The organism is Corynebacterium guangdongense (assembly GCF_030408915.1).
Taxonomy (GTDB): domain Bacteria; phylum Actinomycetota; class Actinomycetes; order Mycobacteriales; family Mycobacteriaceae; genus Corynebacterium; species Corynebacterium guangdongense.
On sequence record NZ_CP047654.1, the window covers coordinates 2,105,761 to 2,126,272 of the forward strand.

General features: G+C 69.6%; 18 protein-coding genes. 4 read left to right on the forward strand and 14 right to left on the reverse strand.

The features are described 5' to 3' along the window. Positions 1–10: 10 nt before the first annotated feature. The 9 genes from pdxY to hemW form a co-directional block, all read right to left on the reverse strand. Positions 11–859, reverse strand: coding sequence for a pyridoxal kinase PdxY (gene pdxY / locus CGUA_RS09925; RefSeq protein ID WP_290195232.1), 849 nt, complete (start codon positions 857–859; stop codon positions 11–13). A 48-nt stretch (positions 860–907) separates the two neighbouring features. Then, positions 908–2,284, reverse strand: a complete 1,377-nt coding sequence (locus tag CGUA_RS09930) for a hemolysin family protein (RefSeq protein WP_290195234.1) — start codon at positions 2,282–2,284, stop codon at positions 908–910. Next, positions 2,284–2,889 (reverse strand): rRNA maturation RNase YbeY, encoded by a 606-nt coding sequence (ybeY, locus tag CGUA_RS09935; protein ID WP_290195236.1) that lies wholly within the window; start codon positions 2,887–2,889, stop codon positions 2,284–2,286. The genes CGUA_RS09930 and ybeY overlap by 1 nt, the downstream gene beginning before the upstream one ends. Beyond that, positions 2,886–3,878, reverse strand: coding sequence for a PhoH family protein (locus tag CGUA_RS09940; protein ID WP_290195238.1), 993 nt, complete (start codon positions 3,876–3,878; stop codon positions 2,886–2,888). Before CGUA_RS09940 ends, ybeY begins: the two co-directional genes overlap by 4 nt. Before the next feature lie 31 nt (positions 3,879–3,909). Further along, positions 3,910–4,620 carry a 16S rRNA (uracil(1498)-N(3))-methyltransferase gene (locus CGUA_RS09945; RefSeq protein WP_290195240.1) on the reverse strand — a complete coding sequence of 237 codons (711 nt, stop codon included), beginning with the start codon at positions 4,618–4,620 and terminating at the stop codon, positions 3,910–3,912. After that, the gene (gene dnaJ, locus CGUA_RS09950) at positions 4,617–5,744 is read right to left on the reverse strand and encodes a molecular chaperone DnaJ (protein ID WP_290195242.1); all 1,128 of its coding nucleotides are present in this window, start codon (positions 5,742–5,744) and stop codon (positions 4,617–4,619) included. Before dnaJ ends, CGUA_RS09945 begins: the two co-directional genes overlap by 4 nt. Before the next feature lie 27 nt (positions 5,745–5,771). Further along, positions 5,772–6,803 carry a heat-inducible transcriptional repressor HrcA gene (gene hrcA, locus CGUA_RS09955; protein ID WP_290195244.1) on the reverse strand — a complete coding sequence of 344 codons (1,032 nt, stop codon included), beginning with the start codon at positions 6,801–6,803 and terminating at the stop codon, positions 5,772–5,774. A gap of 155 nt (positions 6,804–6,958) precedes the next feature. Beyond that, entirely contained in the window at positions 6,959–7,915 is a 957-nt protein-coding gene (locus CGUA_RS09960; protein ID WP_290195245.1) for a type IV toxin-antitoxin system AbiEi family antitoxin domain-containing protein, read from the reverse strand. A gap of 10 nt (positions 7,916–7,925) precedes the next feature. Then, positions 7,926–9,053 carry a radical SAM family heme chaperone HemW gene (gene hemW / locus CGUA_RS09965; RefSeq protein ID WP_290195248.1) on the reverse strand — a complete coding sequence of 376 codons (1,128 nt, stop codon included), beginning with the start codon at positions 9,051–9,053 and terminating at the stop codon, positions 7,926–7,928. 117 nt (positions 9,054–9,170) lie between these two features. On the opposite strand from hemW, the gene CGUA_RS09970 reads away from it, so the two are divergent. Both CGUA_RS09970 and CGUA_RS09975 read left to right on the forward strand, forming a co-directional pair. Further along, the gene (locus tag CGUA_RS09970) at positions 9,171–10,568 is read left to right on the forward strand and encodes a hemolysin family protein (protein ID WP_290195250.1); all 1,398 of its coding nucleotides are present in this window, start codon (positions 9,171–9,173) and stop codon (positions 10,566–10,568) included. Then, positions 10,568–11,638: a CNNM domain-containing protein gene (locus CGUA_RS09975; protein ID WP_290195252.1), complete on the forward strand. Its 1,071-nt coding sequence runs from the start codon at positions 10,568–10,570 to the stop codon at positions 11,636–11,638. The genes CGUA_RS09970 and CGUA_RS09975 overlap by 1 nt, the downstream gene beginning before the upstream one ends. 8 nt (positions 11,639–11,646) lie before the next feature. On the opposite strand, the gene CGUA_RS09980 is transcribed toward CGUA_RS09975, so the two are convergent. Beyond that, entirely contained in the window at positions 11,647–12,333 is a 687-nt protein-coding gene (locus CGUA_RS09980) for a hypothetical protein (protein ID WP_290195254.1), read from the reverse strand. A 138-nt stretch (positions 12,334–12,471) separates the two neighbouring features. After that, entirely contained in the window at positions 12,472–14,328 is a 1,857-nt protein-coding gene (locus CGUA_RS09985; RefSeq protein ID WP_290195256.1) for an AMP-dependent synthetase/ligase, read from the reverse strand. A gap of 142 nt (positions 14,329–14,470) precedes the next feature. Between CGUA_RS09985 and malQ the strand changes: the two genes are divergently transcribed. Then, positions 14,471–16,612 (forward strand): 4-alpha-glucanotransferase, encoded by a 2,142-nt coding sequence (malQ, locus tag CGUA_RS09990; RefSeq protein ID WP_290195259.1) that lies wholly within the window; start codon positions 14,471–14,473, stop codon positions 16,610–16,612. 59 nt (positions 16,613–16,671) lie between these two features. Here the strand turns inward: malQ and CGUA_RS09995 are convergent, their stop codons facing one another. The 3 genes from CGUA_RS09995 to CGUA_RS10005 are packed head-to-tail and all read right to left on the reverse strand — an operon-like array spanning position 16,672 to position 19,051. After that, a complete protein-coding gene (locus tag CGUA_RS09995; protein ID WP_290195261.1) occupies positions 16,672–16,812 on the reverse strand; it encodes a hypothetical protein in 141 nt (46 codons plus the stop codon). Between the two features lie 44 nt (positions 16,813–16,856). Further along, positions 16,857–17,042: a hypothetical protein gene (locus CGUA_RS10000; RefSeq protein ID WP_290195263.1), complete on the reverse strand. Its 186-nt coding sequence runs from the start codon at positions 17,040–17,042 to the stop codon at positions 16,857–16,859. Beyond that, positions 17,039–19,051, reverse strand: a complete 2,013-nt coding sequence (locus CGUA_RS10005) for a M3 family metallopeptidase (RefSeq protein ID WP_374725042.1) — start codon at positions 19,049–19,051, stop codon at positions 17,039–17,041. The genes CGUA_RS10000 and CGUA_RS10005 overlap by 4 nt, the downstream gene beginning before the upstream one ends. Before the next feature lie 48 nt (positions 19,052–19,099). Here CGUA_RS10005 and CGUA_RS10010 point away from each other — a divergent pair, with 48 nt between their 5' ends. Next, on the forward strand, positions 19,100–20,389 hold the full coding sequence (locus tag CGUA_RS10010; protein ID WP_290195265.1) for a carboxylesterase family protein: 1,290 nt from the start codon (positions 19,100–19,102) through the stop codon (positions 20,387–20,389). Positions 20,390–20,512 lie beyond the last annotated feature (123 nt).

A 20,512-nucleotide genomic window follows, 5' to 3' on the forward strand; every position in this document is an offset into this window, starting at 1 on the left:
TGCCCGGAACCTAGATCTCGCGCACCGTGAACTGCAGGCGCGGGTGCGCGTAGTAGTCCTGGGCGTCGATGAGCTTCAGCTCCCGGGAGTCCGCCTGGTAGGTGGTCTCCAGCAGGTCATAGACGCTCGAGGCGGTGGCCGCGAGCGCGGCCGCGCCGTCGCGGGAGGAGACGTAGTGACCGGCGAAGAGCGCGGAGGTGACGTCCCCGGAGCCGTTGATCTTGAAGGGCAGCATCGGGGTCTCGACGATCCACCGACCCTTGTCGTCGACGACGATCATCTCGATGGTGCCCTCCTTGCGCTCTGGGCGCAGGACGCTGGTGACCAGCACGGTGTTCGGACCCATCGCCCGCGCCGCCTCGACCGCCGCGAGGGTGGAGTCCAGGTCGGTGGCCTCCACGCCGGTGAGGAATCCCAGCTCGAACTGATTGGGGGTGATGATGTCGGCGTGCGGGACGACCGTGTCGCGCAGCAGCGGCGGGATCTCCTCGGAGACGAAGCAGCCGGACTTCTCGTTGCCCATGACCGGGTCGCAGGAGTACAGCGCGTTCGGGTTCTCCTTCTTCACCGCCTCGACGGCCTCGACGATGACGCCGGCGATGTCGGGGCCGCCCTGGTAGCCGGAGATGATCGCGTCGATCTCGCCGAACTGGCCGCGCTCGCCGATGCCCTCGATGACCGCCCGCACGTCCTCGGCGGAGATGATCGGACCCTTCCAGGAGCCGTACCCGGTGTGGTTGGAGTAGTTGACCGTGTACACCGGCCAGACCTCGTGCCCCAGGCGCTGCAGGGGGAACACGGCCGCGGAGTTGCCGACGTGGCCGTAGGCGACGGCGGACTGGATGGAGAGAATGTTCATGGGCCCCAATTGTGCACCCACCCGGGCCCGGGACGTCAATCAGCCCCGCTATTCTTCCCCGCCGCCCCGGTCCCCGCCGCCCCGGTCCCCGGCGGCCTGGACGCGATCCGCGTCATCGGCCGCCGCCGAGTCGGCCAGCACGTCGACGACGACGCTGCGCACCTTCATCCGGCCCCGCCGATCGCGGCCGCCCTCGGCGGTCAGGCGCAGGCCGGCGACCTCGACGGAGGAACCCGGCAACGGGACCCGGCCCAGTTCGTAGGCCAGCAGGCCGGCGACGGTGTCGACCTGGTCCCGGACCTCGTCGGAGTACTCGACCTCCAGGTCCAGGTCCTCCTCGATGCGCTCGGAGAGATCCTCCAGGGAGAGCCGGGAGACGACGCGGTAGCTGCGCCCGGCCAGCTTCTCGACGGGGGCGACCTCCTTGTCGTCGTATTCGTCGGTGATCTCGCCGACGATCTCCTCGAGGATGTCCTCCATGGTGACCAGCCCGGCGATGCCGCCGTACTCGTCGACGAGCATCGCCATGTGGGAGTTGTCGCGCTGCATCTCGTGGAGCAGCTCATCGAGGTTCTTGGTGTCCGGCACGAAGGTCGCCGGGCGCAGGACCTCCCCGACGCGCACGCCCCCGCCCCCGTCGGTGCGGTGGTAGGTCCGGGCGACGAGATCCTTGAGGAAGACCACACCCAGGACGTCGTCGACGTTCTCGCCGATGACGGGCATGCGGGAGTGGCCGGAGCGGATGAGCAGGTTGGTGGCCTGGCCGGCGTTCTTGTCGGCCTCGATCCAGATCATCTCCGGGCGCGGGACCATGACGCTGCGCGCCGTGGTGGTGGCCAGGTCGAAGATGTTCTGGATCATGCGCCGCTCCTCGACCTCGACGATGCCGCGCTCCTGGGCGATGTCGACCATCTCGCGCAGCTCCACCTCGGTGGCGTAGGGCCCCTCCCGGAAGCCGTGGCCGGGCGCGATGACGTTGCCGACGCGGATGAGCAGCGTGGCGATCGGGCCGAGCAGGGTGCGCAGCACCGACAGCACCCGGGCCGAGTTCAGTGACACCGAGTAGGGGTTCTGGCGCCCCACCGTGCGGGAGAAGACCCCGACCACGGCGAAGGAGAGCAGGGCGACGGCGACGATGGCGGCGGTGATGGCCCAGGCGTCGGCGGCGATGAGCTTCTGGGCGGCCAGGGCGGCGAAGACGGCGGCGGTGGCGTCGAGAAGCGTCTTGAGCAGCACCAGGAGGTTGATGTGGTCGGCGCGGCGGTCGAGCACCCGCAGCAGGGCGGGCGCGCCGGAGACCTCGTCCTTGACCATGTCCTCCACCCGCGCGCGCGAGATCGAGGTGACGGCCGCCTCGACGGTGCCGATCAACCCGGAGAACAGCAGGGCGACGACCGCGACGACCGCGGGTAAGGCGATCTCCATTACTCGGCGCCCTCGACCGGTTCACCGATAGCGGGGATGCCGCCGCCGGGCACGATCTCGTCGAGCTGGGCGCGGTCGGCGGCGGTCGGGAAGGCGCCCGGGCCGCTCGGCTTCGGCTGGTAGTGGACGTCGCGGCGGTTGAGGTCGTCGTACCAGTCGGCGAGCAGCTCGTTCTGGAGGGCGAACATCTCCTTCTCCTCCGCCGGGGTGGCGTGGTCGTAGCCGAGCAGGTGCAGCGTGCCGTGGATGGTCAGCAGCGCCAGCTCGTGGCCCAGGCCGTGGCCGGCTGCGGTGGCCTGGCGCTCGGCGAAGGAGGGGCAGAGCACGACGTCGCCGAGCATCGAGGGGCCGACGCCCGGCCCGTCGGGTCGCCCGCCGGTGCCGGGGGTCAGCTCGTCCATGGGGAAGCTCATGACGTCGGTGGGCCCCTCGAGGTCCATCCAGCGCACGTGCAGGTCGGCGATGGTGTCCTCGTCGACGCAGGTGATGGTCACCTCGGCGTCGGGGTGGACGTCCATCTGACCGAGGGCGTAGGAGCAGGCATCGATTAGCATTTCCTCGTTGACGCCGTCGTAACCGGACTCGTTGATGACCTCGATGCTCACTGCTCTTCCTTCCGCTTGGCGCGCTTCTTGGCCAGCTCGTCGTCGTAGGTGTCGTAGGCGGAGACGATGCGCCCGACCAGCTGGTGGCGGACGACGTCGCCGGAGTAGAGGTCGGAGAAGTGGATGTCCTCCACCCCGTCGAGGATCTCGCGGACCACCCGCAGCCCGGACTTCGTGCCGCGCGGCAGGTCCACCTGGGTGGCGTCGCCGGTGACGACCATCTTGGCCCCGAAGCCGAGGCGGGTGAGGAACATCTTCATCTGTTCCGGGGTGGTGTTCTGGGCCTCGTCGAGGATGACGAAGGCGTCGTTGAGCGTGCGCCCGCGCATGTAGGCCAGCGGCGCGACCTCGATGACCCCGGCCTCGATGAGCTTGGGGATCATCTCCGGATCGAGCATGTCACGCAGCGCGTCGTAGAGCGGGCGCAGGTAGGGGTCGATCTTGTCGGAGAGGGTGCCGGGCAGGAAGCCGAGCTTCTCCCCCGCCTCCACCGCCGGGCGGGTGAGGATGATGCGCGAGACCTGCTTGGACTGCAGCGCCTGCACCGCCTTGGCCACCGCCAGGTAGGTCTTGCCGGAGCCGGCCGGGCCGATGCCGAAGACGACCGTGTTCTCGTCGATGGCGTCGACGTAGCGCTTCTGGCCGGCGGTCTTGGGCCGCACCACCTTGCCACGCCGCGCCACGATGTCCGCGCCGAGAATCTCGCCGACCGACTGCGGCGCGTCGACCGTGACGATGTCGAGGGCGCGCTTGACCGCGTCGGAGGAGATGGCGTGGCCGCGCCGGGCCATCGCCTCGAGCTCGCCCAGCACGCTCGCGGCGCGGCGGACCTCGTAGCCCGGGCCGGTGATGGTCACCACGTGCCCGCGCGCGAAGAGGTCCGCGTCGATGAGGTTGTTGAGCACGCGCAGGTGATCGTCGTTGACCCCGAGGACGCTGTTCGCATAGGCCGAGTCCAACTCGACCTTGTGGCTGACTAGATCGCTCACGTATGCCTTTCTGCCGGTGATGACACCCAACTTACCAGCGCCGGAGTGCGCCGATGGCCGAGAGTGCCACCATCGCCGCGCTCGCCGTGCGATAGACCTCGGGCCCGAGGCTTATCGACGCCACGCCGAGAGTCGCCAGCTCGTCGGCGCCGATCCCGCCCTCCGGCCCGACCAGGAGGTAGATCTCCTCGGCGTCGAGGTCGATCTCGCGCACGCTCAGCTGCGCGTCCTCGTGGAGGATGTAGGCGGTCTTCCCCTCCAGGTACCGGCTGAGTTCGCGGGTCGTCATCGGCTGGTGAATCCTCGGCACGGTGAAGCGCCGCGACTGCTTGGCCGCCGACGCCGCCGCCGACGCCCACTTGGCGACATGCTTGTCGACCTTGCCCCCCACCCACTTCGCCTCACAGCGGTTGGCCTGCCACGGAATGATCTCATCGGCGCCGGCCTGGGTGGCCAGATCCACCGCCAGCTCGGAACGCTCCGACTTCGGCAGCGCCTGCACCACGACCACGCGCGGGCGCGCGGTCCGGGCCTCCTGCCGGGCGACCACCCTGCCGACCAGGGTGTCCCGGCCACTGACGTCGGTGACCTCGACCTCGGCGGCGAGGCCCGTGCCGTCGGCAAGCAGCACGTGCTCACCGGGCTGGATGCGCTTGACCGTCACCGCGTGCCGGCCCTCGGGCCCGGTCAGGGTGAGCATGTCGCCCTCGAGCGAATCCGTCAGGAAGACCGGGAGGCTCATCGCGCGAACTTGCCCCGCAGCCGGGAGAAGAACCCGCCCTCGTCCTCCTCGTCGACGGAGGAGTTCTCGCCGCGCAGACCGCGCAGCTCCTCCAGCAGCTCACGCTCGCGCTTGTTCAGATCCTCGGGGACGGTGACATTGATGTGGGCGATGAGGTCGCCGTGGCCCTCAGAACGCAGGCGCGGCATGCCCTCGCCGTTCAGAACGATCTCCTCGGCCGGCTGCACGCCCTGCGGCACGTCGAGGGTGATGGTCTCGCCCGCCAGATCCGTCATGCTCAGGGAGGTGCCCAAGGCGGCGTCGACCATGGGGACCTTGACGTTGACGTGCAGGTTGTCGCCGTCGCGCAGGTAGGTGGCGTGCGGCTTGAGGCGGGTCTCGACGTACAGGTCACCGGCGGGGCCGCCGCCGTGGCCGACCTCGCCCTGACCCGCCATGCGGATGCGCATACCGTCGGCGATGCCGGCCGGGACGGTGACGGTCAGGTCGCGGCGCTTGCGGATGCGGCCCTCGCCGTCGCACTTGCGGCACGGATCCTCGATGATCTCGCCGTAGCCCTGGCACTGGTGGCACGGACGGGTGGTCATGACGTTGCCCAGGAAGGAGCGCTGCACCTCCTGGATCTCACCCGCGCCCTGGCAGGTCGGGCAGGTCACCGGCTTGGCCTTGGACTCCGAACCGGTGCCGGTGCAGTGGTCGCACAGGACGGCCGTGTCGACTGTGATGTCCTTGCGCACGCCGGCGTAGGCCTCCTCCAGCGTGATCTCCGTGCGCAGCAGGGCGTCGTTGCCCGGCTGGACGCGTGAGCGCGGGCCGCGCCGCGTTCCGCCGCCGCCACCGAAGAACGCCTCGAAGATGTCGCCGAAACCGCCGCCGTAGCCGCCGGCGCCGGGCTGCCCGCCGCCGTTCTCCAGCGGATCGCCGCCCATGTCGACGATGCGGCGCTTCTCCGGGTCGTTGAGCACCTCGTAGGCGGTGGAGAGCTTCTTGAACATCTCGGCGCCCTCCTCCGTGTCATTGACGTCCGGATGGTACTTGCGAGCCAGCTTGCGGTACGCCTTCTTGATCTCCGCGTCCGTCGCGTTCTTGTCGACACCGAGGATGCCGTAATAGTCACGAGCCACTGTCGTTGGATTCCTTACTAATTAGTTTTATTCACTGCCCAGAATTCGGCCGACATATCTGGCAACGGCCGAGACCTTCGAGATTGTTCCCGAATAGTCCATGTATGTGGGCCCGACCACGCCCAGCCCGCCCAGCGGCCCGTCGTCGAGGCTACCGTAGGCCGTGGTCACCACCGAGGTGGAGTGCAGCTGCGCGTCCTCGTTCTCCTCACCGATGAGCACGCTGACGTTGCCGAGCTCCGGCAGGTCGGCCATGAGCTTGAGCACCACGACCTGCTCCTCCAGCGCGTCGATGACCTCCGCCAGCCCGGCCGGGAAATCCCGGGCCAGCCTGGTCAGGTTCGACGCCCCGGCCATGATCAGCCGGTCGCTGGGCTGCTCCACCAGCGTCTCGATCAACGTCGTCGCCGCCTTGAGCACATGATGGGCCATGTCCGGGGGCGAGCTCAGCGCCAGTTCCGCCAGGCATGTCGACGCCTGCGCCATCGTCTTGTGCGCCAGCGCATTGTTCAGCATCTCCTTGAGCCGCTGCACCTGGCCCGGCTCGATGACGTCGTCGAGCTCCACGTTTCGCTGATCCACCCGGCCGTTGTCGGTGATGAGCACCAGCAGCAACCGAATCGGACTGAGCGCGACGACCTCGCAGTGCCTGACCCTGCTCGTCTTCAGTGTCGGCACCTGAATCACCGCCGCCTGATGGGTGAGCTGGGCCAGCAGCTGCACCGACCGCCGGAGGACATCCTCGAGATCGACGCCGCCCTCCAGGAAGGACACGATCGCCCGCCGCTCCGGGGAGGACAGCGGCTTGACCTCGTGCAACGTGTCGACGAACGCGCGGTAGCCCTTCTCCGTCGGAACCCTGCCCGACGACGCATGCTCCTGGGTGATGAAGCCCTCCGACTCCAGCACCGCCATGTCGTTACGGATGGTCGCCGAGGAGACGTTGAGCTTGTGCCGCTCCAGAAGAGCCTTGGAACCAACCGGCTCCTGTTCCGCGATGTAATCCGCGATGATCGCACGCAACACATCCGCCCGGCGTTTATCGGTGGTTCCCGCCACTTGGCACTCTCCTTCCTCGATTGCTAACTTCTCAGTTTAACCCTCCGAGACGATTGGGCAATACCGCTGGTGAGGCGGGGCGTTTGGGCATAACCATTGCCACTGACCCCGGATTCGGCCGGAAAACGGGGTCAGTGGCAATGGTTGTGCCCACATCACCGCCAGCGACGGCGCTCCTCCTCCGCAAATTTCGCCCGGGTCCGGATGACGTCCTGGTGCCAGGTCCACACCGGGTTCGACTCCCGCTCCAGCAACGGGACGTCACGAAGCCGGTGCCGGCTCTCCCGCACCGCCGCCTCGATCTGGTCGACGCAGAACTCCAGGTGGTGATCGATGTCCGAGTCCGAGTAGCGCAGCACCAGATACCCCATCCGTTGGGCGACGTTGGATTTGTGCCGGTCCCGGATGAAGGTCTCCCACGTTTCGGGCGTGCCGGCCGTGTACGCCGAGTGGTAGCCGTAGCCGTCGGCCTCCACCAGCACCGACCCTTCCACCCTGCCGTCGTAGCGGTACCCGTTGAACAGGACGTTCTGCTCGACTTTCAGGCCGCGGTGCCGGACGGCCTGGAACAGGGTGCGCTCCAGCTGGCTGTCGCCGCCGATGGGTGCGGTGCGCAGGGCGTCGACAAGCATGGTGTTGGGCTTGCCCGCGGCGGCGATGTCCTCCTCCAGGCGGGCGGCGCCGTCCTTGCCCGCGTACTGGCGACCGAGCAAGTGCGCGGCCCGGGCGGGGTCGGGCAAATACATCGCCGCCCGGACAGGCGTGACGACCCGTAGTCCGTCTACCTCGCGGAAAGGGACCCGGCGCGCGCTCCGGAACTCCACGAGGTCGCTGGGCTCCGGGGCGCTCACGCCGCGGGGGACGATGGCCTGGACCGGACGCGTGACCTTCCGCAGCTTGAGGTAGACCTCATACGCGGTCAGCCCGGTCAGCGCCGCCTCCGGCTTGCCGTCGCAGACCGCCGCCAGCAACGTCCGCCCCGTAGGCGGCGAGGTGGTGTAGACCCCGCGCATCACGCGAAACAGCTTCCCCTGCCGCACCTCGCGGCTGACCTGGGACGAGCCCAGCCCCCGCGCCCGCAGTTCACCCGTGGTGAGAATGTCCCCCGACATGCATGCGAGCTTAGCCCTCCTCGGCCACGAGGATGTCGGCGATCATGCCGTCGACGAGGTAGCGGCCTTCGCGGGTGACGGCGACGCGGTCGCCGACGCGGGTCATCATCCCCTTGGCCACGAAAGAATCCACCACGGCCCGCCCGGCCTGGTTGATGCGGGAGGCGGGCACTCCCTCGGCCAGGCGCAGGGCGAGCATGAGGTCCTCGGTGTGGATGTCGGCCGGGGTCAGGTTCTCGGTGTCGGCGATCGGCAGGACGCCTTCATCGAGCGAGGCGTAGTAGCGCGCCGGGTGCTTGACGTTGTAGAAGCGCCGGGTGCCGATGCGTGAGTGTGCGCCCGGGCCGGCGCCCCACCACTGGCCGTTGCGCCAGTAGGTGAGGTTGTGCTGGCATTCGCCGCCTTCCCGGGCCCAGTTGGACACCTCGTACCAGTGGAAGCCGGCGTCCTCGAGGGTGTCGGAGATGAGTCCGTAGCGGTCGGCGTAGACGTCCTCGTCGGGCTGGGGCAGTTCACCGCGGCGGACCTTGCGGGCCATGGCGGTGCCGTCCTCGACGATGAGCGAGTAGGCGGAGACGTGGTCGACGCCCGTCGACAGCACCGCGTCCAGCGTCTGGCGCACGTCGTCGTCGGTCTCGGTCGGGGTGCCGTAGATCATGTCCAGGTTGACGTGGCTGAAGCCGGCGTCGATGGCTTCCCGAGCGGCGGCGACCGCGCGACCCGGGGTGTGGGTGCGGTCCAGGACCCGAAGCACGCTTGACGACGCCGACTGCATCCCCAGGGAGATGCGGTTGTAGCCCGCGTCGAGAAGCCCGTCGAAGAAGGCCGGGGAGACGGACTCGGGGTTGGATTCGGTGGTGATCTCGGCGCCGTCGGCGAGCCCGAAGGAGCCCCGGACGGAGTCGAGGACGCGGGTCAGGCCCGCGGCGCCCAGCAGCGAGGGCGTGCCGCCGCCGACGAAGACGGTGCCGGCCGGGCCGGGCGCCTGGGCGGCGGCGAGCTCCAGTTCGCGGGCGAGCGCGTCAAGGTAGGCGTCGGTCGAGGCGGCGGAGCCGAGTTCGCCCGGGGTGTAGGTGTTGAAGTCGCAGTACCCGCAGCGGGTCGCGCAGAAGGGCACATGTATGTAGACGCCGAGCATGGACTACACCCTATCCGCTAAGTTTGTCTGCATTGAACCCGAACGAGAGGATCGCACGACCGTGCCCGACCGAAGTTGCAGCCCCCGACCCGCCGATCGGCCGGAAGGGGGTGGCACATGCTGGAGGCAATCCTGACGCTCTTGCTCGGCGTCGCGGTGATCGGGCTGATCATCGCGTGGAACGGTTTCCATGTGGCGCAGGAGTTCGCGTACATGTCCGTGGACCGCAACGAGCTGCGCGCCGCGGCGCGGGCCGGTGACAAACGTGCGGACATGGCGTTGAAGGTGACCAACCGCACGTCCTTCATGCTCTCGGGCGCGCAGCTGGGCATCACCGTCTCGGGCCTGCTCATCGGTTTCATCACCGGCCCGCTCATCGGCGAGGCGCTCGGCGACGTCTTCGCGGGCTTCGACGTTCCGCGCTCGGTGAGTGTGGGGGTCGGCACCGTGGTGGCGCTGGCGGTCACCACGCTCGTGCAGATGCTCTTCGGCGAGCTCTTCCCCAAGAACTACACGCTCGCCGCCCCGATGACGTCGGCGCTGGCGCTGGCCCGGCCGACGCTGATCTATCTGAAGTTGACCGGCTGGCTGATCGCCTTCTTCGACTGGGCCTCCAACACCCTGCTCAAGGCCTTCGGCATCGAGCCGGTCGAGGACGTCGACTCCTCCACCGACCGCGACGACCTCAGCCGCGTCATCGAGTCCAGCCACGACTCGGGCGACATCGACGAGAACACCTACCTGGTCCTGGACCGCATGCTCGACTTCCGCGACCAGGACGTCGACCACGCGATGATTCCGCGCTCCCGGGTGGCGGTGCTCGAGCCGACGGTGAGCGTCGCCCGGGCCCGGGAGCTGATGCACCAGTCGCACACCCGCTACCCGGTCATCGGCGAGGACCACGTCCCGGTCGGCGTCATCCACCTGCTCGACGTGCTGGACCCCGCGCTCGACCCGGCGGCACCGGTGTCGGCGGTGATGAAGGAGCCGGTCATCGTGCCCGAGCTGATGGCGCTTCCCGACGCCGTCCACGAGATCCGCGACGCCGACGACAAGATCGCCTGCGTCATCGACGAGTACGGCGGCTTCGTCGGCATCGTCACGCTGGAGGACCTCGGCGAGGAGGTGCTCGGCGACATCACCGACCGCTACGAGCCGGCCGACACCGAGGAAATCCACGCCACCGCCGCCGCCGAGTGGCTCGCCGACGGTGACACCCCGCTCGACGAGGTCATCCGCGCCGTCGGCTACGACCTGCCCGACGGCGAGTACGAGACCCTCGCCGGCCTACTCATGAACGAGGCCGGCGGACTCATCGACGAGGGCGAGACCGTCACCGTCGCGCTCGAGGCCCTGCCGGAGGACTACGTCGACGGTGACGTCAACGACCTCCCGCAGCGCCAGCTGCGCGCCGAGGTTCTCGAGGTCGAACGCAACGTCCCGAGCGAGATCAGACTGACGCTCATCGCCCCCGACCACTCCGACAACCGCACCCACCAGGAGGAGGAGAACTGATGGTCACCTGGTACATCGCCCTGCCCGCGACCGTCCTCATCATCGCCGCGAGCGCCTTCTTCGTGGTCATCGAGTTCTCGCTGCTCTCCGCCCGCCGGCACCGCCTGGAGGAGCAGGCCGAGACCTCCCGCTCCGCCCGGGCCGGCCTGCGCGGCCTCAACGAGTTGACCATCATGCTGGCCGGCGCGCAGCTGGGCATCACCGCAGCCACCTTCGCCCTCGGCGCGATCACCGAGCCGTGGGTGCACCACCTGCTGCTCGACCTCTTCGGCGCCGTCGAGTTCGTCGGCGCCCTGGCCAACGTCCTCGCCTTCGCGCTGGCGCTGTTCGTCGTGACCTTCCTGCACCTGGTCATCGGGGAAATGGCGCCGAAGTCGTGGGCCATCGCCCACCCCGAGCCCGCGCTGAGGATCGTGGCGGTGCCGGCCCGCTGGTTCGTCACCGTCTTCCGGCCGCTGCTGCTGGGGATCAACAGCACCGCCAACCGGCTGGTGCGCGCCGCCGGCGAGGAACCGGTCGACCGGGCGGCGGCGAAGGGCTACGACGCGGAGACGCTGCACCACCTGGTCGGCCACTCCGCGGACACGGGCACCCTGGACCGGGGCTCCGCCCGGGAAATCCAGGGCGTGATCAGGCTCAAGCTCACCCCCGTGGGCGAGGCCGTCGCCGAGTACGGCTCACCCGTCGAGGTGCTGCCGTCCGGGGCCACCGTCGCCGACGTCCAGCGCCGCGCCCGCGACCTGGGGTCGCTGCGTGTCCTGCTCGACGACCCGGACTCCGGGCTGCCGGTGGTGGTCCACGTTCGCGACACCGTCACGCTGGCCCCGCAGATCCCGGCCCGCGGGGTCGCCACGACACCGCTCATGCTCGAGGCCGGCACCGAGGTCCAGGAGCTTCTCGACGCCATGCGCGAGCACAACGAGCAGCTGGCGCTGGTCGTCGACGAGCCGGGCGAGCTGATGGGGGTGCTGACCTGGGACGACATCATGAACCGCCTGTGGCCGGAGATCCAGCGGGTCACCGGCGCGGAGGAAAGTCCCGCCCAGGAGGCGAACCAAGAGGCGAACTAGGAGGCGAACTAGGAGGCGAAGTTGCGGCCCTCGGCCGCGGCCTTCTTGGCGGCGACCTTCGCGACGATCGCGTCGACGCGGGCCCGCTCCTCCAGGAACGCCGGGGGGTTCCCGCCGCGGCGGGAGCGCGTGTAGGCGCGATGGGTGTCGGCCACGGTGCTCAGCCAGCCCTCCGTGACCTCGCTGACCAGGGTGCCGATCCGCGCGTACATGTGCGGCAGGGACACGGCGTCGAGGTTGCGGGCCACGCGGTCGGTCTGCTGCAGCGTGAACTCCACCAGCTCGCTCAGGTGCTGGACGGTCAGCTCGGTGCGGGCGTCGAGGGCGTCGTGAAGCTGGGAGATGGCCAGCGGCGTGGCGCCGGTCGGGTGGAGCTCCTCGAGGCCGTGGGCGTCGAGAAGCTCGGGCTCCGGCAGGCGGGCGTGGTCGGAGGCGGAGGCCGAGAGGATGCCGGCGCGCACGCCCGAGGTCAGCGCCTGGCGCAGGCCGATGAGCTCGCCGACGATGCGGCGGGCGTCGCGGCGGGCGTCGTCGACGATCTCGTCGAACTCGGCCAGGCAGTCTCCGGCCAGCTCGCCGTCGAAGTCGGCGACGGACTCGGCGATGTGCTCGATGTACTCGGCGACCTCGTCACCGATGTTGTAGATTTCCTGGGTCAGTTCCCGGTGACGCAGCTGCGCAGCAATTTTCTGCATGGTGAGCGGGCCACCCCTTCCCAATCCGGCGTTACTGACCCCCGGCCGACGCCGGGGTCCTGCTTGCTGTTCGTTGACTCTAAGACACTTGCTGGCAAATAACTGGACGACACGCGGGAGACGCCGGGGACCGCCCCCCTAGCGGTCCCCGTAGAGCGCGTCGATGTCCTCGGCGAAGCGCTGGAAGACGACGTTGCGCTTGACCTTCAGGGTCGGGGTCAGCTCGTTCTCCTCCTCCGAGAGATCGCGGTCGAGGATGCGGAACTTCTTGATGGCCTCCGCGTTGCTGACGGTGGCGTTGGCGACGTTGATCGCGTCCTGCACCTCGGCCCGGAGCTGGGAGTCGGCCGCCAGGTCCTTGAGGCGGGTGTGCTCCGGGATGTTGCGGTCGGCCTTCCAGCGGGCCAGCTCGTCCGGGTCGAGGGTCACCAGCACCCCGATGAAGGGCTTGCCGTCGCCGACGAGCAGCGCCTGGGAGATCAGCGGGTGCTGGCGCAGCAGCTCCTCCATCGGTCCCGGGGAGACGTTCTTGCCGCCGGCGGTGACGATGAGGTCCTTCTTGCGCCCGGTGATGGTGATGTGGCCGGATTCGGCGATCTCGCCGAGGTCACCGGTGTTGAACCAGCCGTCGTGGAAGGCTTCCGCCGTGGCCTCCGGGTTGTGCCAGTACTGGGTGATCACGCCGCCACCGGTGAGGAGGATCTCGCCGTCCTCGTTGATCCTGGCCCCGTAGCCGTTGAGGGGCTTGCCGACGGTGCCGATCCGCTGGGGCTCGAAGTCCACGGCCGCGGCGGCGGTGGTCTCGGTCAACCCGTAGCCCTCGTAGACCGGCACGCCCAGGCCGCGGAAGAAATGGGAGAGCTCGGCGGACATGGCCGAGCCGCCGGTGATGGCGTACTGCACCTGGCCGCCGAGGGCGTCCCTGATCTTGGAGTAGACCAGCCGGTCGTAGAGGCTGCGCTGGGTGCTCAGCAGACGCGACGGCCCCTCCGGGGTGTCCAGCGCCTGGGAGTACTCGACGGCGACGCGCTCGGCCCGCTTGAAGATCTGCAGCGACAGGCCGCCCTTGTCGGCGGCCTTGTTGTAGGCGCCGTTGCGGACCTTCTCGAAGACGCGCGGCACGCCCAGGACCAGGTCCGGGCGCATCCGCTGCAGGGCCATGGTCAGGGTGGAGGTGTCCGACCAGTGCGACTGGGTGGAGCCGGCCACGGTCATCGCCAGCGACACGGCGCGGGCCAGCACGTGCGCCATCGGCAGGTACATGACGATGCGGGTGCCGTGGCCGGCGATCTGGCCGATCTCGGCGGTCAGGATGGCCCGGACCTGGAAGATCCAGTTGTAGTGGCTGATGAAGCAGCCCTTGGGCTTGCCGGTGGTGCCGGAGGTGTAGACCAGGCTGGCCAGGTCCTCGTGGCGGATGCCGGCGACGCGCTCATCGATCTCGGCGTCGTCGACGGAACGGCCCTCGAACTTCAGGGTCTCGACGCCGCCGGTGTTGATCTCGAGGATGCGGCGCAGCTGGGTCGGGGAATCCGCCAGCTTCGGGGTCCCGTCCTCCTGCAGCAGCAGGTGCTCCAGCGAGGCGGTGTTCTCCCGGGTCTCGGCGATCGCCAGGACCGCGCCCGAGTCCTCGATGATCCACTGGATCTGGTCGTGGGAGGAGGAGGGGTAGATCGGCACGGAGGCGGCGCCGGCGGCCCAGATGGCGAAATCCAGCAGGGACCACTCGTAGCGGGTGGCCGAGAGCAGGGCCACGCGATCGCCCGGCTGCACGCCCATGGCCACCAGCCCCTTGGCCACCTCGTAGACCTCGGCGGCGAACTCCCGGGCGGTGACGTTGACCCACTCGTAGTTGGCGGGGCGGTTGAACAGCAGCACGTGCGGGTGCGCCTTGGCCCCGGCCAGCAGCGCGGAGAGGCAGTTCTCGTCCTCGCGCAGTTCGAAGCCTGCGGGGGTGTGGAACTCCCGGGCCGTGTTGTCACTGGTCTCGCTCACGAGGTCCTCCTGTGGCTGTCGAAGAGTGGTCGAAAAAGGGGTGGCGCTGGGTGGCTTTCAACGCTACCCAATGATGGGGGGTGGAGGACACACCCACGCGTTCCGGGCGCATTAATTCTGGTTGTTTGGCACTATTGGACCCGTGACTTATGAAGAAGCGTTGAAGGAACTGGCAACTTCCTACGGGATCGCGCCCCAGTACACCTCCATCTCTGGCCAGCAGGTCGTCGCCAGCACCGACACGCTGGTGAAGTTGCTGCGGGCGATGGGCGTGGACCTCGGGGACTCGGAGACGCCCACCGGGGAGGAGGTCGCCGCCGCCGCGGCCGCCCACCGCGCCGCACAGGCCTCGCTCCCCCTGCCGGAGACCATCGCCGTCGTGGAAGGCGATCCGAAGATCTTCAACGTGCACGTGCACCACGGTGCCCCGGCCCGGGTCGACGTCGAGCTGGAGGACGGCGGGACCCGCGAGGTCGCCCAGGAGGAGAATTGGAGCGAACCGGTCGCCGTCGGGGAGGTCACCTGGGGCGAGGCCACCTTCCGCCTCCCGGCCGATCTGCCGACCGGCTACCACCGCCTCCGGCTGACCTCCGGCGAGCGCACCCACGAGGCCCGCCTGATCGTCTCGCCGGCCCGCTTGGCGACGACCGACCGTTTCGTCGAGGACAAGCGCTTCGGCGTGATGGCCCAGCTCTACTCCGCGCGCTCGGCGGAATCCTGGGGCATCGGCGACTTCCACGACCTGGGCCACCTCGCCGAGGTCCTGGCCGAGGAGATCGGCGCCGATTTCCTCCAGATCAACCCGCTGCACGCCGCCGAACCGCTGCCGCCGGTCGAGGACAGCCCCTACCTGCCGACCACCCGTCGTTTCACCAACCCGATCTACCTGCGCATCGAGGACATTCCGGAGTACGGACAGCTCGACGCCGAGACCCGGGCCGAGATCCAGGCCGCCGCGGACGTGCTGCGCGCCGGCAACACCTCCGCCGAGCCCATCGAGCGCAACCCGATCTACCAACTCAAGCTGGACACCCTCCACGTCCTCCATGAGCTCGACCGCAGCCCGCAACGGCAGCGCGCCTTCGAGGACTACGTCGCCACCGAGGGCCCGGGCCTGGTCGACTTCGCCCGCTGGTGCGCGCAGCGTGAACTGGACCAGCAGTGGGCGGAGCGCCGCCACGCCATCGCCCCGGAGATCACCGAACTGGCCGGCTTCTACATGTGGCTGCAGTTCCTCTGCGACGAGCAGCTCGCCGCCGCCCAGCGCCGCGCACTCGACGCGGGCATGGCCATCGGCATCATGACCGACCTGGCCGTGGGCGTGCACCCGGGCGGCGCCGACGCCGAGACCCTCCGGCCGTGGCTCGCTCCGGACGCCTCGGTCGGCGCGCCGCCGGACCCCTTCAACCAGCAGGGCCAGGACTGGTCCCAGCCGCCGTGGAACCCGGCGGCCCTGCCGGGCGCGGAGTACGAGCCGTGGCGCGCGATGCTGCAGACGGTGCTGCGCCACTCCGGCGGCATCCGCGTCGACCACGTCATCGGCCTGTTCCGGCTGTTCTGGATGCCGCGCATGGAGCACCCCTCCACCGGCGCCTACGTCAACTACGACTTCGAGGCGATGCTCGGCGTCCTCACCCTCGAGGCGGAGCGGGCCGGCGCCGTCGTCATCGGCGAGGACCTGGGCACCGTCGAGCCCTGGGTCCGGGACGTCCTCGCCGCCCGCGGCGTGATGGGCACCTCGGTGCTGTGGTTCGAGTCCGGTCAGGGCGGCGAGCCGCTGGCCCAGGGGGACTACCGCACGCTGGCGCTGGCCAGCGTCGGCACGCACGACCTGCCGCCCACCGCCGGCTACCTCCAGGCCGAACACATCCACCTGCGCGAGCGCCTGGGCCTGCTGGAGACCGACGCCGACAAGGAGGACGCCGACGACCTGCACTGGCAGGGCCGCGTGCTCGCCACCGCCCAGGCGGCCGGAGCCTTCGCGGGCACCGGCTCCGCAGACGTGGACTTCCACCGGGCGGCCCGCGATCAGCGCGGCAGCGTCGAGGACCTCATCGTCGGTCTGCACCGCTTCATGGCGGGCACGCCGGCGGCGCTGATGGTGACCAACCTCGTCGACCTGGTCGGCGAGACGCGCACCCAGAACCAGCCGGGCACCAACTCCGCGCAGTACCCGAACTGGTGCATCCCGCTGGCCGACGCCGAGGGCGACGCCGTCCTCATCGGCGACCTCGCGACCCGGGATCTGCTCCACCGCGTCGGGCAGGCCTCGGCCCGCTCCTAGCCCTGGGATCACAACAGGCGCGGCCCCACCGGTTGGTACCGGTGGGGCCGCGTTCGCCTCTAGAGCAGGGAGATCAGGTAGCCGACGAGGACGATCGCCAGCATGACCCAGAGGGATTTCGTCACGAGGGACTCCGGGTAGCGGCGCCGCTGCTTCGGCAGCTTCTTGTCCTGCTTTCGCAGTTCCTCGGGATTAGCCATGCGTCCCACTGTACCCAGCCCCGGCGGCGGGACCGAAACCCCGGTCACCCCTGGTCGGAGAACTGGCGGCGCAGCCAGGCCCAGCCCTCGTCCAGGAGCCACAGCAGGACCCAGGCGATGACGGCGGCCATGCCCACCAACACCACCAGCACCAGCGGGACCTGCACCCACAGCGGCGCGGCGGTCAGGTGCTGGGCGATCCAGTCCCCGATCGCCGTCACCCAGCTCATCGCACGTCCGCGCCGACCAGACCGCGGCGCTCCAGCAGCGGACGCACGTCCTTGTCGCGGCCGCGCAGCGTCGCGAAGGCGTCGCCGTAGTCGCGCGAGGCCCCGGTGGCGAGGATGAGCTCGCGGAAGCGCTGGCCGGCGGCGCGCTTGTCGTCCTGGCCGCTGAACCAATCGAAGCCGTCGGCGTCGAGGGCCTCGGCCCACAGATAGGAGTAGTAGCCGGCGGAGTAACCGCCGCCGAAGATGTGGTTGAAGTACGCGGAACGGTAGCGCGGAGCGAGCTCCTCGACGACCAGGCCGGCCTCCCGCAACGCCTCGGCCTCGAAGGCGTCGACGTCGCTGACCGCGGCGGCCTGGGCCGGGCTGAGGCGGTGCCAGGCCAGGTCGATGATGGCGGCGGCGAGATACTCGGCGGTGGCGAAGCCCTGACCGAACTGGCGCAGGTCACGCACCGCGTCGAGAAGTTCCTCGGGGATGACCTCCCCGGTCTCGACGTGGCGGGCGTAGTGACGCACGACCTCGGGCTCGAAGGCCCAATTCTCGTTGATCTGGGAGGGGAACTCGACCCAGTCGCGCGGGACGTTGGTGCCGGAGAAGCGCGGGTAGCGCACGTCGGAGAGCAGGCCGTGCAGGGCGTGGCCGAACTCGTGGAAGAGGGTGGTTACCTCATCGACACTCAGCAGCGGCTGGGAGCCGTCGGTGGGCATGGTGATGCTCATGACGTTGACGACCACGGGGCGGGAGCCGGTCAGCCTCGACTGCTGCCGGAAGGTGGACATCCACGCTCCGCCGCGCTTGGTCGGGCGGGCGGAGTAGTCGGTCAGGAGCAGACCCAGTCCCTGTCCCCCGTTGTCGGGGGAGTCGAAAACCTCCCAGACGTGGACGTCCTCCCGATAGGCCTTCAGATCCTCGCGACGCTCGACCGTGATCCCGTAGAGCAGGTGGGCGGCGTGGAAGACGCCGTCGACGAGGACGCGGTCGAGGGGGAAGTACGCGGCCAGCTCGGCGGTGTCGACGTCGAGCTCCTCCTCCGCCCGGCGCGCCTGCCAGTAGGGCCAGTCGGCGCCGTCGACCTCTCCGCCGGCGAGTTCGCCGGCAAGCTTGCGTTCGGCGGCGGCGTTGGCGCTGGCGGCCGGGGCCAGATCGCGCAGCAGGTTGGCGGCGGCCTCCGGGGTGCCCGCGGTCTCCTCCTCGATGACGTAGTCGGCGTGGGTGTCGTAGCCGAGCAGGCGCGCCTTCTCCGCGCGCAGGCGGACCTGCTCAAGGAGATTCTCCTCGTTGGCGCCGCGCCCGCGCAGCTGGGAGGCCTCGTAGAGGCGGCGGCGGGCCTTGGCCGAGCGCAGGCTCTCCTGCCGGGACTGGACGCTGGGCAGCTCGATGGCGATGACGTAGCCGCCGGTGCCGGTGTCGATGCCCAGCTGGCGGGCGGCGTTGATCTGGGACTGCGGCAGGCCCTCAAGCTCGGCGACGGTGTCGAACCTGACGGCCAGTTCCCGGGTGTGGGTCAGCAGGGTGCGGCCGAACTGCTCGCTCAGGACGGACAGGCGCTGGTTGATCTCGGAGAGGCGGGCCTTGTCTGCCTCGCCGAGGTCGGCGCCGCGGCGGCGGAAAGCACGCAGGAGGTGCTCGTGGAGGCGGCGGGACTCCTCGTCCGCGGGCACCTCGACGGCCTGCAGCCGGGCGTAGAGCCCGGGGTTCTGGTAGATCGCGTCCGCGTGCGCGGAGAGGGCCGGCACGATCTCCTCGGCGACCTCCTCGAAGCCCTCGTCGACGTCGGTGCCCTGCAGGTTGAAGAACCAGGCGGTGGCACGGTCGAGCACCGCGCCGGAGCGCTCCAGGGCCTCGACGGTGTTCTCCCAGGTCGGCTGAGTCTCCGCGAGGATGGCGGCGATTTCGGCGTTCTGCCGGGCAATCCCCTCGGTGACGGCGGGGGCCACGTGCTCGAGGCGGAGGGCGGCGAAGTCCGGGAGGCCGTACGGCAGGGTCGACTCAGTCAGGAAAGGATTCATGGGGAACATGCTAGCTGTCGCGTCCGACACGCCGTTATGCTCAGTCTCGTGAACACCGTTGCCCCGCGCCCCCTGCGCCCCGTCACCGTCGACTGCCCGGCCGGCGCCGTCACCGGACTCGACGACGGACAGACCCACCGCTTCCACTCCATCGAGTACTCCCTCATCGGCGGCCCCTTCGACGACGCCGCCCCACGCCCGGGCGGCCAGGTCATCGACGCGACCGCGCCGCGGCCCGAGGCCATCGCACTCTCGGTGACCACGCCCTCGGGCGCGCAACCCCTCGCCGATCTGCCGGTCATCGTCTACATCCACGGCGGCCGCTACGAGAAGGGCTCGCACACCGACCCGCGCGCCGACGGCGGCCCCAACGCCGCCCACGGCATCATCACCGTCCAGATCGGCTACCGCACGAAGCTTCCCGGTTTCGTCCGTTTCCACGACGACGCGCCGACCCACTACCGCGGCATCGACGACTGCCTCCTCGGCCTGGAGTGGGTGCAGGAGAACATCGAGGCCTTCGGCGGGGACCCCACCAACGTCACGCTGGTGGGACAGTCGGCGGGCGCGTCGACGGCGATGTGGCTGACCCGCCGGGACCACTACCGCGGCGCTTTTCGACGCGTCGTGGCCCTGTCCCCCAGCTTCCCGCGCAACTCCTTCGAGAAGCGCAAATGGCTCCTGCGCCAGACCACGGGCCTGCCCATCACCCGCGACCACCTGCACCGCTGGGCGCGGCGCAACCCGAAGCGGCTGGACCGCGGCTACGGGCGCTTCCGTTTCTGGCTGGGCCTGGGCATGGCGCTGGGCCCCTACCCGCTGGACCCGGGTCAACAGGCCGACGTCCCGATCGTGGTGAGCTCGACCGCCGACGAGTTCTACACGATGCCCGCCGCCGAGAAGCTGGACCGGATGGGCCTGGGCGTCCTCGGCGTGCGCGTCATGGGCCGGCTCATGGGCACCAAGAAGGTCGGCGCCTGGCTTCGGGGCGCCCGGGCCATCGACCCGAAGCACGTGGCGGGCCGGCTGGTCGGTGACGTCAACACCCGCCGCTGGGTGCTGCAGATCGCCGACCACACCCCGGGCCCGCTGTGGATGGTGGAGTTCACCGGCGAAGCGGATCAGCCGGCGCTGCACTCCCGCGACATCCGTCCCCTCTTCGGGGTCATCGAGTCGCCCATCCACGACTGGCTGGTCAATTTCGCCACCACGGGTGAGCCGGGCTTCCCGCAGTACCACGAGGGCAAACAGGCGCTGCGGGTACGTCTGGCCACCGGGGAGACCTCACCGGCGGTGGATCCGCTCGGCTACATCCGGGGCACGATGAAGGACGTGTAGGGCGCCGCGGTTCGGTCGGGGCGTCCTGCAATATCACGCACCCCGAGCCCGGGCCTACTGTGCAATTACACGGTAAGCACCAACTCCGGGGTCGTGTAATTACACGCATCCCCGGCAGTGGCC